Here is a 13,204-nt window from a genome sequence, read left to right as displayed (position 1 = left end):
CGTTAATGATGAGCGGGCCCTGAGAGAGTGGAGGAGCCGCAGTCGTGTCCGTTTCCGTGGAAGTCCACGCGCCGACCAGCAATCGCGAATTGGCCGCGTGGGTGAAAGAGATAGCGACCCTTACCGAGCCGGACCGGATCGAGTGGTGCGACGGCTCCGAGGAGGAGTGGACGCGCCTGACGAACCTCCTCGTGGAGCAGGGCACGTTCGTCCGCCTGGCCAAGCGGCCCAACAGCTTCTACGCCAAGTCCGACCCGAGCGACGTGGCGCGGGTGGAGGACCGTACGTTCATCTGCTCCGAGCGCGAGCAGGACGCCGGCCCGACCAACAACTGGATCGCTCCAGCCGAGATGCGCCGCACCTTCGGCAAGCTGTTCAAGGGCTGCATGCGCGGGCGCACCATGTACGTGGTGCCGTTCTGCATGGGACCGCTGGGCGGCGAGATCTCCCAGCTCGGCGTCGAGATCACCGACTCGCCGTACGTCGCGGTGTCGATGCGGATCATGACCAGGATGGGCGAGCGGGCGCTGCGGCTCATCGAGGAGCGCGGCGAGTTCGTCAAGGCCGTCCACAGCGTGGGCGCGCCCCTGGAGCCGGGCCAGGACGACGTGGCCTGGCCGTGCAGCTCCACCAAGTACATCAGCCACTTCCCGGAGACCCGCGAGATCTGGTCCTACGGCTCCGGCTACGGCGGCAACGCGCTGCTCGGCAAGAAGTGCTACGCGCTGCGCATCGCCAGCGCCATGGCCCGCGACGAGGGCTGGCTGGCCGAGCACATGCTCATCCTCAAGCTCACTCCGCCCACCGGCGAGACCCGCTACATCGCCGCCGCCTTCCCGAGCGCCTGCGGCAAGACGAACCTGGCCATGCTCCAGCCGACCATCCCCGGCTGGAAGGTCGAGACCGTCGGCGACGACATCGCCTGGATGCGCTTCGGTGACGACGGCCGCCTGTACGCCATCAACCCCGAGGCCGGCTTCTTCGGCGTCGCGCCCGGCACCGGCCAGGTCACCAACGCCAACGCGGTCAAGACGCTCTGGGGCAACAGCATCTTCACCAACGTCGCGCTCACCGACGACGGCGACGTGTGGTGGGAGGGCCTGACCGAGGAGCCGCCCGCGCACCTCACCGACTGGAAGGGCCGTCCCTGGACGCCCGACAGCGGCGAGCCCGCGGCGCACCCGAACGCCCGCTTCACCACACCCGCCTCGCAGTGCCCGACCATCGCCCCCGAATGGCAGGACCCCAAGGGCGTGCCCATCTCGGCGATCCTGTTCGGCGGCCGCCGCGCCACCGCGGTGCCGCTCGTGACCGAGTCGCTGAGCTGGGAGCACGGCGTCTTCCTCGGAGCCAACGTCGCCTCCGAGAAGACCGCCGCCGCCGAGGGCAAGGTCGGCGAGCTGCGCCACGACCCGTTCGCCATGCTGCCGTTCTGCGGCTACAACATGGGCGACTACTTCGGCCACTGGATCAAGATCGGCCGTCGCAAGGGCGCCAAGCTGCCGCGCATCTACTACGTCAACTGGTTCCGCAAGAACGCCGACGGCAAGTTCATCTGGCCCGGCTTCGGCGAGAACAGCCGCGTGCTGAAGTGGATCGTGGACCGGCTCAACGGCGAGGCCAAGGCCGTGCCCACGCCGATCGGCCTGCTGCCGGAGACGCTCGACACCGAGGGCCTGGACCTGCCCGAGGAGGACCTGCGCACGCTGCTCACCGTCGACCGCGAGGTCTGGCGCGAGGAGGCGGCGCTGATCCCCGCCCACTTCGACACCTTCGGCACCCATCTGCCCAAGGAACTGTGGGAGGAGTACAACGCCCTCCTCGACCGGCTCTCCTGACCTTGCGCGTGCGGTGCGGCCGTTCTAGCTTGGCCGTACCGCACCCGGGGGAGTCGTGGATGAACTTATCGATCGTCGCCGTCCTCGTGGCGGCGGTGTTCCTGATCGCCGCCGAGCCGTACGTCGCCGTCGCGCGACGGCGGGTCGCCGAGAAGCCGCCCAGCGGCATCGATCATCACTTGTCCCACTATGAGCTGGCCTATCTGGCCGGCGGGCCCCGGCGGGCCGTCAACACGGCGCTGACCGTCCTCGCGACGGCCGGCGCCGTCCGCGTCTCACGGGCCGGCGTCAGCCTCGTGTACGGCGCCGCGCCGTCGCCCGTGCCCGTCGAGCAGGCGGTGATCGACTACCTGGCGGCCAGGCCCGGCGGGTGCACCGCCGCGGAGGTGCGGCGCGGGCTCGCCGAAGACCGCGCGGTGACCGCGATGGCCGACGGCCTCGTCCGCCGCGGCCTGCTCGTGCCCGAGGGCGCGCTCGACCACGCCCGTTCGCGGATGCGCCTGCTGGTGACCGCGCTGTTCGTGGTGATAGGCGTCGACGTCGCCGCCCTCGCGCTGACCGCCGGCGGTCTGCTGGGAGACCCCGACGACGTCTCCGTCCTCACGCCCATCAGCCTGTTCACCGTGGTCTACGGGATCGCCACGGTCCTGCGCCAGCGCGAGAAGCTGCGCGCCGTGCTCACCCGCGAAGGGCGGCAGGTCCTGAAGACGGCGCGCTCGGCGCACCCGCGCACCGCCCGCGACCGCACGTCCGTCGCCGCGGCCGTCGGCGTGCCCGTCGCCCTGTACGGGCTCGGCGCGGCCGGCGACCCCGTGATCACCGACGAGCTGTCCAGAGGCGCCCCGGGCGGCGACGCGACCGGGGTCTGCGGCAGCCACGCCGACCATTCGTCGGGCTTCGGCGACAGCAGCTCCTCCTCCGACAGCTCCTCCTCCGGCGGCGGAGGCTGCGGGGGTGGCGGCGGCTGCGGCGGCGGCGGATAGGTTCTTGAGACCTTCACGGCACAGCCGTCCGGCCGGGGCCGATCATCTCTCCAACACAGCGTCGTCCGCGGATCCCTTCCACCGAAGAGGAGGCTGCCTTGGACAGCATCCCCGGGCTCGTCCTCACCCTGATCGTCTGCGCCGCCCTGGCCGTGCCCATCTCCCGGGCCGTCTCCGCCCTGGCCGAGCTCGACCGGCGGCGGCGCGCGGGCGGCGACGGCGACCGCACCCGCGACCTGACCCCCTACGAGCTGGCCTACCTGGCGGGCGGGCCCAAACGGGTGGTCAACACCGCCATCGCCGTCCTGGTCCGCTCCGAACGGCTGCGCGTCTCACGCGGCGGCCAGCTGCACCGCCTCACCGGCTCCTCCCGCCCGAAGGAGCCGGTCGAGCGGGCCGTCCTCGACGCCGTACGGGCGCAGCCCACGGGCCTGCCCGCCGCCTCCGTACGCCACCAGGTCGGCAACGGCCCCGCCGTGGACGGCGTGCGGCACCAGCTCGTCCGGTACGGGCTGCTGGTGCCCGACGGCTCCCACGCGACGGCCAGGCGGCTGCTCAGGCGGCTCAAGGCGCTGTCGGTGGTGTCGCTCGTCCTGGCCGTGGCCGGGCTCGCCGTCTTCTTGGCCGTGCCGCACACGCTGGTCGTGGGGTTCGGCGCGGCGGCCCTCGCCGTGGCCGGCGTCACCGGCCTGATCGCGCACCGCCGCCGGCGGGCGCTCGCCGACCAGCTCACGGACGCCGCCCACGAGCACCTGCGCCTCGCCCGCTCCGCCCACCCCGCGGGCGTCCTCGCCGCGTCCGGCATGAGCGCCCTCGCCGTCCCGGTCGCCGTGCCCGTCGCCCTGCACGGCCTCGGCGAGCTGGGCGACCCCGAGCTGGAAGCCGAGCTCCACAACCGCGGCCAGGACGTCCCGTACGGATCGAGCTGCGCGGGCGGCAGTTGCGGCGGCGTCGGCGGCAACGACTTCGGCGGCGGCAGTAGCAGTGGCAGCGGCGACAGCGGAGGCGGTGACGGCGGCGGCGGTTCCGGCTGCGGCGGCGGTTGCGGAGGCTGCGGCGGCGGCTGACCCCGCCACCTCCGGTCCCGCCCGGTCGCGTGTCAGCGGCGGCGTCAGCCCGGTGACGGCCCGGCGTCAGCGCGACCGGCGACCGTGGACGTCATGGACGGCGCAGCGACTCGCTGACGACAGTCCATGACCGCCACCTGGGACCGAACACCGTAGGCAGGGACAGTCATGAGGGAACAAGGCAACCACGGCTCCTCCGCAGCAGGACACGCCGGAGCGACCGGGACGATCCGCCGCGACGGCGGCGCGCCGAGACGCCGGCACACCGTCTTCCGGCCGATGGCGGTCACAACGCTGGCGGTCGGGCTGCTGGCCGGGGCCATCGCACCCCCGGCTGTCGCGCCGGGCGCGGCCGCCGCTTCCAGCAGCGCGGTCGTGTCGAACAACGCCGGCCAGGACCGCCCGGAGCTGCGGCAGGCCATCCAGGCGTTCGTCGACGCCGGGTTCCTCGGCGTGCAGGTGCGCGTGCGCGACGAGCGGGGCGAGTGGACCGGCAGCGCCGGGCGGCGCAAGCTGGGCGCGAGCGCGAAGCCCCCCGCGAACGGGCACACCTGGGTGGGCAGCGTCACCAAGACCTTCGTCGCGACCGTGGTGCTGCAACTGGTGGCCGAGGGCGAGCTCGGGCTGGACTCCCCGGTGGACGGCTACCTGCCCGAGTTCGGGCTGGACCGGCGGATCACGGTCCGCATGCTGCTGCAGCACACCAGCGGCCTGTTCAACTACACCGGCGACCTCGCCCCCGACGGCTCTTGGGTGCCCGGTCTCCCCGCCACGGGCAAGGAGTGGCTGGACAACCGGTTCCGCTCCTACCAGCCGGAGGAGCTGGTGCGGTTCGCACTGTCCAAGCCGGTGAAGTTCGCGCCGGGGGCGGACTGGAGCTACTCCAACACCAACTACACGCTGGCCATGCTGCTGATCGAGAAGGTCACCGGCCGTTCGTTCGACGCGGAGCTGAAGCGGCGGGTCGTGCGGCCGCTCGGGCTGACGGGCACCGTGGTGCCGGGCGACCGGACCCGGCTGCCCGGCCCGTACGCCCACGGCTACTTCCGCTACCAGGACGCCGGCCAGTGGAAGGTGGCCGACGTCTCCCGCCAGAACAACACCCTGCTGGCGGGCGCCGGTGACATGATCTCGACCACCGAGGACCTCCAGACGTTCTTCTCCGCGCTCAACGGCGGCAAGCTCCTGCCGGCCGGGCTGCTGACCGAGATGCGCGAGCCGCACGCCAAGAGCGACCCCCTCTACGGCCGCTACGGCCTCGGGGTGTTCGTCAAGGACCTCGGTCCCGGCTGCGGCACCGTGGTCAACCACAACGGCAGCCCCCCGGCGGGCTACGCGGCGCTGATGTACAGCTCGCCCGACGGCGGCAGGACCGTGACGGCCGCGCTGACCGCCGGAGACGCCGAACTCGACATGGCCGCCTACCCGAAGCTGCTGGACGGGCTCGTCAAGGCGGCGCTCTGCGACGGGCAGCCCACCGGGTGACCAGGCGCCGGACGACGAGAGGGAGGAAGGTCACCGCGCCCGGGGGTTTCCCCGGGCGGGCAGGTGGCGGTTTCATGGGCGGCGACGCCGGAACCTGACGATCGGGGAGGGTGCGTGGAGCGGCTGGGTGTGGGGATCGGCTGGCGGGCGGAGATCGACCTGACCGTCGAACGGCTGCCGGGCGTCGAGTTCGTGGAGGTCATCGCCGAGAACGTGCGCCCGGCGGCACTCCCGCACTCGCTGCGGCTGCTGCGCGAACGCGGCCTGCCCGTCATCCCGCACGGCGTCAGCCTGGGCGTCGGCGGCGCCGAACCACCCTCGCCCGCCACGCTCGCCCACCTCGCCGCCTGCGCCCAGGCCCTCGACGCGCCGCTGGTCAGCGAGCACCTGGCGTTCGTCAGGGCGGGCGGCATCGAGGCCGGCCACCTCCTGCCCGTGCCCCGCACCCGCGACGCGCTCAAGGTCGTCACCGAGAACGTCCGCCAGGCCCAGGACGCACTCCCCGTGCCGCTCGCCCTGGAGAACGTCGCCGCCCTCTTCGGCTGGCCCGACGACGAGCTCACCGACGCCCAGTTCCTCACCGAACTCGTCGAACGCACCGGCGTACACCTGCTGATCGACGTGGCCAACCTCTACACCAACCAGGTCAACCTCGGCCTCGACGCCGCCCACGCCCTCGACACCCTGCCCCTGGAACGGCTCGCGTACGTCCACGTGGCCGGCGGGTACGAGCGGGACGGCGTCTGGCACGACACCCACACCACGGCCGTCCCCGATGCCGTCCTCGACGTCCTCGCCCAGCTCCGCGCCCGCGTCGACCCGCCGGGCGTCCTGCTCGAATGGGACGACCACTACCCCAGCGACGACGCCCTGGCCGCCGAGCTCTCCCGCATCCGGGCGGCACTGGCATGACCGGCGAGCGCGACGACCTCGCCCGGGCCCAGCAACGGCTGATCGCCGCCCTGGTCACCGGCGCGCCCCCGCCCGACGGCTTCGATCCCGAACGGCTGCGCATCCAGGCGAACAGCCTCGTCGCCAAACGCCGCAGCGTCGTGGCCCGGCTCCGCCCCGACGCCGCCGCCGCCTCGGGGCCCGACCTGGCCGCCGACTTCGCCGCGTACGCCGCCTCCCGCACCGCCCCGCCGCCCGGCTACCGCGCCGACGCCGACGACTTCGCCGCCTGGCTCACCACCCACGGCAAACTCGCCCCGCCCCCCAAACCCCCGTGGTGGGCTCGTTTCCTCCCCAACCGCCACCGATGACCCCGGCGTTGCGCGTACGCCCCCGGGCCGCAGGCGCGCCCTCCCACCTGCTTGCGGCTGCGTACGCCTTGCCGGGGAAGGGGTTGGTTGGTGCTGGGTGGGAAGGGTGAGCGGAGTGGGGGGATTGCGGTGTGTGGACGGGTCGGTGCTGGATGTGACGCCCGTGGCGTGCGTGGACAGGGCGGGCAGGCCGTACGAGGTGACGCTGGCGTTGTGGCGTGACGGGCTGCCGTACGGGACGGTCGGGGAGCGGTGCGGCTGGCTGCTGGCGAGGCTGGCGGGCGGCGTGGAGGAGGCGCGGCGGGGCGAAGGAGAGGCGGGGCGGTGGCCGGATCCGGATGACCGGTTCCCGGAGGGCGGGGAGCTGTTCTCGTTCCGGTATCGGACGCGGCGGGGCGGGGCGGCGGGGGGCGAGCTGGGCTGCTGGTTGCGTACGATTCCGGTGTGGGAGCCGCGGCCGGGCGGGCGGGGCGCGTGGCGGTTGACGCGGCGGGCGTTCGTGGAGGCGTGGGGCGCCGGCGGGCAGGGGGCGCGAGCGGTGCTGACGTCGGCGGAGCTGGCGGGCTTCGTTCGTGGCCTGGTCGACGAGGCCGAGATCATCTGTTGTGAAGAACTATCGCGTTCAGGCACGGGCACGGGCGAAACGCGGTGATAATTGCCTGTTAGGTCATCCGACCTGAGGCACGCCAGCGCTGGAGGGACTCCGTGGGCCTGCGCGATCTGGTCTACCGGCTGTATGAGCGCCGGTTGGAGGCCAAGCTGTCGAAAGACAGCATTCCCCGGCACGTCGGGGTGATCATCGACGGCAATCGCCGCTGGGCGCGTGCCATGGGCATGAGTGACGTGGCCAAGGGCCACCGCAAGGGCGCGGACAAGATCTCCGAGCTGCTCGGCTGGTGCCGTGAGACGGGTGTCGAGGTCGTCACGGTCTGGATGCTGTCCAACGACAACCTGAACCGGCCCAGCGAGGAGCTGGAGCCGTTGCTGCGCATCATCGAGGACGTCACGCAGGAGCTGGTGGACCAGGGCTGGCGGATCAGCCCGGTCGGCGCGCTCGATCTGCTGCCGGATCGCACGGCTAATGTCCTAAAAACTGCGAAAGAAGCAACATCGCACCGTCCCGGCCTGATTGTGAACGTTGCAGTTGGGTATGGAGGAAGGCGTGAGATTGCCGATGCGGTGCGCTCACTCCTGCAGGAGCATGCGAGCAAGGGCGCGAGCATCGAGGACCTCTTCGAGGTGCTCGATGTCGAACATATCGCGGAGCATCTCTACACCCGCGGCCAACCCGACCCGGATCTCCTCATCCGGACCTCGGGCGAGCAGCGTCTGTCGGGCTTCATGCTGTGGCAGAGCGCTCATTCAGAGTTCTACTTCCACGAGGCATACTGGCCCGACTTCCGCAGGGTCGATTTCCTGCGGGCGCTGCGCGATTACGCTGCGAGACACCGGCGTTACGGTTCCTGACGGGACATCTGGGTATCCAGGACGTAACGTTGGAAGTGTCCGGCCGCAGGCCGGACGCTCCGGAAAGGGCCCGCCTTTGCGCCAACACTGCCGAGGGGGGCCGGAGTCCGGCGCCCCCGGTGGCATGTCGCGGTCGGGGACACGGGCCCGGTCCGATTCCCGCCTCGTCTGCAGGGCGCCCGTCCCCATGGGCGCCCGGGGGAGAACGTGTGGCAGTGTCCTCGAGCAACCCTTCGTCCAACTCGGCCAAGCGCACGTACGTGCTCGACACATCGGTCCTGCTCGCCGACCCGGCGGCCATGACCCGCTTCGCGGAGCACGACGTCGTTCTGCCGATCGTCGTCATCACTGAGCTGGAGGGGAAGCGGCACCATCCCGAGCTGGGCTACTTCGCCAGAAAGGCCCTGCGCTACCTTGACGACCTGCGGGTTCAGTACGGCCGGTTGGACGAGCCGATGCCGACCGGCGACGGCACGATCAGGGTTGAGCTCAATCACAGCGATCCGTCCATCCTGCCCGTGGGCTTCCGCCTGGGCGACAATGACACCCGCATCCTGACGGTGGCCCGTTCGCTGGCCGCCGAGGGGTGTGACGTCGTGCTCGTCTCCAAGGACCTGCCGATGCGGGTCAAGGCGGCCTCGATCGGCCTGGCCGCGGAGGAGTACCGCGCCGGTCTGGTGATCGAGTCGGGCTGGACGGGGATGGCCGAGGTCCAGGTGACCGCGGAGGACGTCGAGACGCTGTTCGACAGCGGCACGGCCGATCTCGAGGAGGCCAGGGACCTGCCGGCGCACACCGGTCTGCGGCTGCTGTCGGCGAAGGGTTCGGCGCTCGGCCGGGTCCAGCCGGACAAGTCGGTCAAGCTGGTGCGCGGCGACCGCGAGGTGTTCGGGCTGCACGGCCGGTCGGCGGAGCAGCGCATCGCGCTGGAGCTGCTGATGGACCCGGAGATCGGCATCGTGTCGCTGGGCGGCCGGGCCGGCACCGGCAAGTCGGCGCTGGCGCTCTGCGCGGGCCTGGAGGCCGTCCTGGAGCGCCGCCAGCACCGCAAGGTGGTGGTGTTCCGCCCGCTGTACGCGGTGGGCGGCCAGGAGCTGGGCTACCTGCCGGGCACCGAGGGCGAGAAGATGGGCCCGTGGGCGCAGGCGGTCTACGACACGCTGAGCGCGGTCACCACGCCCGAGGTGATCGACGAGGTGCTCGACCGGGGCATGCTGGAGGTGCTTCCGCTCACCCACATCCGCGGCCGGTCGCTGCACGACGCGTTCGTGATCGTGGACGAGGCGCAGTCGCTGGAGCGCGGCGTCCTGCTGACCGTGCTCAGCCGGGTCGGCGCCAACTCGCGCGTGGTGCTCACGCACGACATCGCCCAGCGTGACAACCTGCGCGTCGGGCGGCACGACGGCGTGGTCGCGGTGGTGGAGAAGCTCAAGGGCCATCCGCTGTTCGCGCACGTGACGCTCACGAGGTCGGAGCGCTCGCCGATCGCCGCGCTGGTGACGGAGATGCTGGAGGACATCACTCTCTAGGGCTCACCTGCTCCGGGCACTGGAGACCGCCCTCGCGCCTGGCCGGGCGGCGGTCTCCGTACGTCTGCACGATCCTGATGTCCTCGACGGAGGGGTCCTGCTGGGCCGTGCAGACGATCTGGGCCTTGCCGACCCTGGTCAGCGTTCCATCGCCGCGGATGTAGATGGTGAGCGTCGAGGTCCTGGGCAGCCTGACCTCGTCGCGCGGGACGGGGTTCAGCGAGTCCTCGATGCGTTCGAGCGTGAAGCCGCGCAGCGCCGTGTCGAGGTCGCCGAGCGGCTTGGTGGAGGCCGCGAACAGGGCGTTCAGCAGGCTGCTCACCGAGTCGGACTGGACGTCGGCGGGCTCCAGTGACAGTTCGCCGTCCTTGAGCAGGTAGATGGTCTTCGAGGGCGGCGGGATGTCGACGACGGGGGCCCGGGCCCGGTCGACCACGTCGGTGGGGGCGATGCCGCACGCCGCCGTCAGCAGCAGCAGGGCTCCTGCCAGGGTCCGTCTCATGCCAGCGGGCTCCTGTTGTGCGGGAGCCAGACGGTGAAGAGCGTGCCGGGGTGCTGGGCGCGTACGGAGATCGTGCCGCCGTGCAGGTGCACGTTGGCGCGCGCGATCGCCAGGCCCAGCCCGCTGCCCTGGCTGCGGGCGCGGCCGGAGCCCGCCTTGAAGAAGCGGTCGAAGACGTGCGGCATCGCCTCCGGCGGGATGCCCTTGCCGTGGTCGCGCACCTTCACCTCCAGGCCGTTGTCCGTGGCTCTCGCGCTGACCATCACGGGTGGTTCGCCGTGTTTGAGGGCGTTGCCGACGAGGTTGGCGACGATGACGTCGAAGCGTCTGGGGTCGAGGCTGACGAGGAGGCTGCGGGAGGAGTTCACCCGGACCTTCTCGCTCCAGCCGCGCACCTCCAGGCAGTCCTGGATCGCGTCGGCGACGTTGACCTCCTCCAGGTTGAGCGTGGCGGTGCCCGCGTCGAAGCGGCTGACCTCGATGAGGTGCTCGACGAGCTCGCGCAGCCGTTCGATCTCGTGCAGGACCAGCCGTACGGCCTCGGCGGGGGCCTGCGGGAGCCGGTTGGCCTCCTCCGAGAGCATGTCGGCCACGGCCGTCATGGCGGTCAGCGGGGTGCGCAGCTCGTGCGACACGTCGGCGACGAACCTGCGCGACATCGCCTCCAGGGAGCGCAGCTCGGACACGCTCAGCTCCAGGGCCGCCGCGGCGTCGTTGAACCGGGCGGTGAGCTCGGCCAGCTCGTCCTGCCCGCGTACGGGCAGGCGGGTGTCGAGGCGGCCCTCGCCGAGCGCCTGGGCGGCCGCGCTGAGCCGCCGTACGGGCAGCAGCACCTGCCGGGCCGACAGCAGCGCCACGATCAGCGCTATGCCCACGATGGCCGAGCCGCCCTGGGCGAGCTTGGAGCGCAGCGTGGCGAGCTGGCTCTCCTCGTCGCGCATGGGGAAGAAGACGAACGCGCGCAGCCCGGTGGCCTCGGGGCCGGCGCCGTGGTCGCGGTAGACCTCGGCGCCGACGATCAGCCACAGCTCGCCGTGCAGGAGCTGGCGCTGGGAGACGACCATCTGCTTGGCGCGGCCGTGCAGCTCGTTCGGCACGTCGGTCATGGTCATCGGGCCGTCGGCGTTCGTCAGGTTGCCGTACTCGATCACCACGCTGCGGCCGGGCCCGTCGAGCGCCTGGGTCAGGTAGCCGAGCTCGCGGGTGCTGGGCGCGGCCTCGCCGGGCCGCAGCCGGCCGATGGGGAAGGTGATCCGGCTGAGCTCCCGGGAGATGAGGTCGACGGCGGAGTCCTCGGCCCGCTTGACCAGCGCCGACTTGGCCAGTTCGAAGCCGATGGTGGCGACCAGGACCGACGCGGTCACGGCGACCAGGGTGAAGGTGATGACCAGGCGCGCCCGGAACCCGGTGGGCAGCCTCATCACGGAGGGCTGAACCGGTAGCCGAACCCGCGGACGGTGTGGATGAACACCGGCTCGGCCGGCCTCGGCTCGATCTTGGCGCGGACCCGCTGCACGCAGGCGTCGACGAGCCGGGAGTCGGCCACGTGCGTGTGGTCCCAGACGGCCCGCAGCAGGTAGCGCCGGTTGAGCACCTGGCCGGGGTGGCGCACCAGCTCCAGCAGCAGCCGCAGCTCGGTGGGCGTCAGGTGGATCTCCTTGCCGGCCAGCGTGACCTTGAGCGCGCCCCGGTCGATCATGAGGTCGCCGAACGTGATGCGGTCGGAGGAGGCCGATTCGGCGCGGCGCAGGATGGCGCGGATGCGGGCGTCGAGAACGCGTGGTTCGACGGGTTTGACCACGTAGTCGTCGGCGCCGGCCTCCAGGCCGACGACCACGTCGAGGTCGTCGCCGCGGGCGGTGAGGAGGATGACGGGGAGCTGGTCGAGCTTGCGGATGCGGCGGCACACCTCGACGCCGTCGATGCCGGGCAGCATGACGTCGAGAATGGCGATCTCGGGACGGCGTGACCGGATGTGGTCCAGGGCCTCCTCACCCGTCGCGTAGGAGGTGACGGAGTGCCCCTGCCGGGCCAGCGCCAGCTCCAGAGCTGTGCGGACCGAGGGGTCGTCTTCGACGAGAAGGATGCCTGCCACTCGCACATTATTCCGGCTTGTCAGGTATATCCGGGTTGTGTCATGAAACTGTGACGCGCCTCTTGCCTGATCCTTAAACCCCTGTAACAGCGTATGAATCGGCCCTCCCCTCGGTTACGGGTGCCCGAGGGGCGGGCCAACCAGTGTGACCAAAATCACAGTTGCCGGTAACCTGCTGGTTGGCCAAGGTACGACCAAGCGAATCCCGTGTTCCGGTTGCGCAGCACCCCCCAAGTCACGGCAAGCTCATGGATCGTGAGCCCAGGTCCCAGGTTGAGTGAGCGCCCGTCGCGCAGCGTCCCCCGCTCGGCACGCCGACGCTCGCGGGTGACCCCCAAGCGAGTCGTGATCATCGGCCTCTCCGCCGTGATCGTCTTCGGCGGCGGCGGCTTCGTCGCCTACCGCGCCATCGAGAACGCCAGCGCCCCGCCGGCCGACCCGCTCTCGCTGGAGGACCTCGGCCGGATGGCCAGCGGCGACTTCTACTCGCCCGACCCCGAGGCCGACCAGCTCAAGGAGGCCGCGCTCCAGGCCCACAGGGCCAAGAAGCTCAAGGAGGGCCGGGCGGCCAACGACGACCCGCTCGACGTCATCGAGATCAAGAAGCAGGCGCCCGGCGGCGACGGCTTCCCGCCCGCCAACTTCCCGCCCGGCAGCGACCCCTCGCCCGGCAGCAACAAGGCCACGGCCAAGGCCATGCTGTCCTCGTTCGGCTTCGGCACCGACCAGTGGGGCTGCCTGGAGAACCTCTGGCAGAAGGAGAGCGGCTGGAACGAGCGGGCGATGAACCGCTACTCCGGCGCCTACGGCATCCCCCAGTCGCTGCCCGGCAGCAAGATGGCCAGCGCCGGCGCCGACTGGCAGACCAATGCCGCCACCCAGATCAAGTGGGGCCTCGGCTACATCAAGGGCCGCTACGGCACCCCTTGCGGCGCGTGGGGGCACTCGCAGGCCAGGGGATGGTATTAACAGGTCA

At 71.5% G+C, this 13,204-nt stretch carries 13 protein-coding genes; 10 read left to right on the top strand and 3 right to left on the bottom strand.

Annotated elements, in window-relative coordinates; all coding sequences use genetic code 11:
* The first annotated feature begins 44 nt into the window (after positions 1-44).
* From AB0J53_RS26355 to AB0J53_RS26315, 9 genes are all read left to right on the top strand, one after another.
* Positions 45-1,838 (top strand): phosphoenolpyruvate carboxykinase (GTP), encoded by a 1,794-nt coding sequence (locus AB0J53_RS26355; protein ID WP_364176875.1) that lies wholly within the window; start codon positions 45-47, stop codon positions 1,836-1,838.
* A 59-nt stretch (positions 1,839-1,897) separates the two neighbouring features.
* A complete protein-coding gene (locus AB0J53_RS26350; protein WP_364176872.1) occupies positions 1,898-2,821 on the top strand; it encodes a TIGR04222 domain-containing membrane protein in 924 nt (307 codons plus the stop codon).
* Between the two features lie 98 nt (positions 2,822-2,919).
* The gene (locus tag AB0J53_RS26345) at positions 2,920-3,888 is read left to right on the top strand and encodes a TIGR04222 domain-containing membrane protein (protein ID WP_364176869.1); all 969 of its coding nucleotides are present in this window, start codon (positions 2,920-2,922) and stop codon (positions 3,886-3,888) included.
* Between the two features lie 168 nt (positions 3,889-4,056).
* Positions 4,057-5,373: a serine hydrolase domain-containing protein gene (locus AB0J53_RS26340; protein WP_364176866.1), complete on the top strand. Its 1,317-nt coding sequence runs from the start codon at positions 4,057-4,059 to the stop codon at positions 5,371-5,373.
* A gap of 114 nt (positions 5,374-5,487) precedes the next feature.
* Entirely contained in the window at positions 5,488-6,285 is a 798-nt protein-coding gene (locus AB0J53_RS26335) for a DUF692 domain-containing protein (RefSeq protein WP_364176864.1), read from the top strand.
* A complete protein-coding gene (locus tag AB0J53_RS26330) occupies positions 6,282-6,635 on the top strand; it encodes a hypothetical protein (RefSeq protein ID WP_364176862.1) in 354 nt (117 codons plus the stop codon). Before AB0J53_RS26335 ends, AB0J53_RS26330 begins: the two co-directional genes overlap by 4 nt.
* Positions 6,636-6,780: 145 nt before the next feature.
* Positions 6,781-7,287: a hypothetical protein gene (locus tag AB0J53_RS26325; protein ID WP_364176859.1), complete on the top strand. Its 507-nt coding sequence runs from the start codon at positions 6,781-6,783 to the stop codon at positions 7,285-7,287.
* A 53-nt stretch (positions 7,288-7,340) separates the two neighbouring features.
* Positions 7,341-8,102 (top strand): isoprenyl transferase, encoded by a 762-nt coding sequence (locus tag AB0J53_RS26320; RefSeq protein WP_049573692.1) that lies wholly within the window; start codon positions 7,341-7,343, stop codon positions 8,100-8,102.
* Between the two features lie 260 nt (positions 8,103-8,362).
* Complete coding sequence (locus tag AB0J53_RS26315; protein WP_219505104.1) at positions 8,363-9,631, top strand: PhoH family protein; 1,269 nt, start codon at positions 8,363-8,365, stop codon at positions 9,629-9,631.
* On the opposite strand, the gene AB0J53_RS26310 is transcribed toward AB0J53_RS26315, so the two are convergent.
* The 3 genes from AB0J53_RS26310 to AB0J53_RS26300 are packed head-to-tail and all read right to left on the bottom strand — an operon-like array spanning position 9,621 to position 12,228.
* A complete protein-coding gene (locus AB0J53_RS26310; protein ID WP_364176855.1) occupies positions 9,621-10,133 on the bottom strand; it encodes a hypothetical protein in 513 nt (170 codons plus the stop codon). The genes AB0J53_RS26315 and AB0J53_RS26310 overlap by 11 nt on opposite strands.
* A complete protein-coding gene (locus AB0J53_RS26305) occupies positions 10,130-11,554 on the bottom strand; it encodes a HAMP domain-containing sensor histidine kinase (RefSeq protein ID WP_364176852.1) in 1,425 nt (474 codons plus the stop codon). The genes AB0J53_RS26310 and AB0J53_RS26305 overlap by 4 nt, the downstream gene beginning before the upstream one ends.
* A complete protein-coding gene (locus AB0J53_RS26300) occupies positions 11,554-12,228 on the bottom strand; it encodes a response regulator transcription factor (RefSeq protein ID WP_219504991.1) in 675 nt (224 codons plus the stop codon). The genes AB0J53_RS26305 and AB0J53_RS26300 overlap by 1 nt, the downstream gene beginning before the upstream one ends.
* 327 nt (positions 12,229-12,555) lie before the next feature.
* On the opposite strand from AB0J53_RS26300, the gene AB0J53_RS26295 reads away from it, so the two are divergent.
* The gene (locus AB0J53_RS26295) at positions 12,556-13,197 is read left to right on the top strand and encodes a lytic transglycosylase domain-containing protein (protein ID WP_308125745.1); all 642 of its coding nucleotides are present in this window, start codon (positions 12,556-12,558) and stop codon (positions 13,195-13,197) included.
* Positions 13,198-13,204: the final 7 nt, after the last annotated feature.

Source organism: Nonomuraea sp. NPDC049725, assembly GCF_040674795.1.
Taxonomy (GTDB): Bacteria; Actinomycetota; Actinomycetes; order Streptosporangiales; family Streptosporangiaceae; genus Nonomuraea; species Nonomuraea ceibae.
The sequence above is the reverse complement of the archived record's forward strand: the minus strand, read 5'-3'. Positions and strand labels throughout refer to the sequence as shown.

What these genes read in the sequence shown, in the direction of transcription:
- AB0J53_RS26350 (WP_364176872.1), top strand. Translation starts at nt 1,898, where the DNA reads ATGAACTTATCGATCGTCGCCGTCCTCGTGGCGGCGGTGTTCCTGATC.
- AB0J53_RS26340 (WP_364176866.1), top strand. Translation starts at nt 4,057, where the DNA reads ATGAGGGAACAAGGCAACCACGGCTCCTCCGCAGCAGGACACGCCGGA.
- AB0J53_RS26310 (WP_364176855.1), bottom strand. Translation starts at nt 10,133, where the DNA reads ATGAGACGGACCCTGGCAGGAGCCCTGCTGCTGCTGACGGCGGCGTGC.
- AB0J53_RS26305 (WP_364176852.1), bottom strand. Translation starts at nt 11,554, where the DNA reads ATGAGGCTGCCCACCGGGTTCCGGGCGCGCCTGGTCATCACCTTCACC.
- AB0J53_RS26330 (WP_364176862.1), top strand. Translation starts at nt 6,282, where the DNA reads ATGACCGGCGAGCGCGACGACCTCGCCCGGGCCCAGCAACGGCTGATC.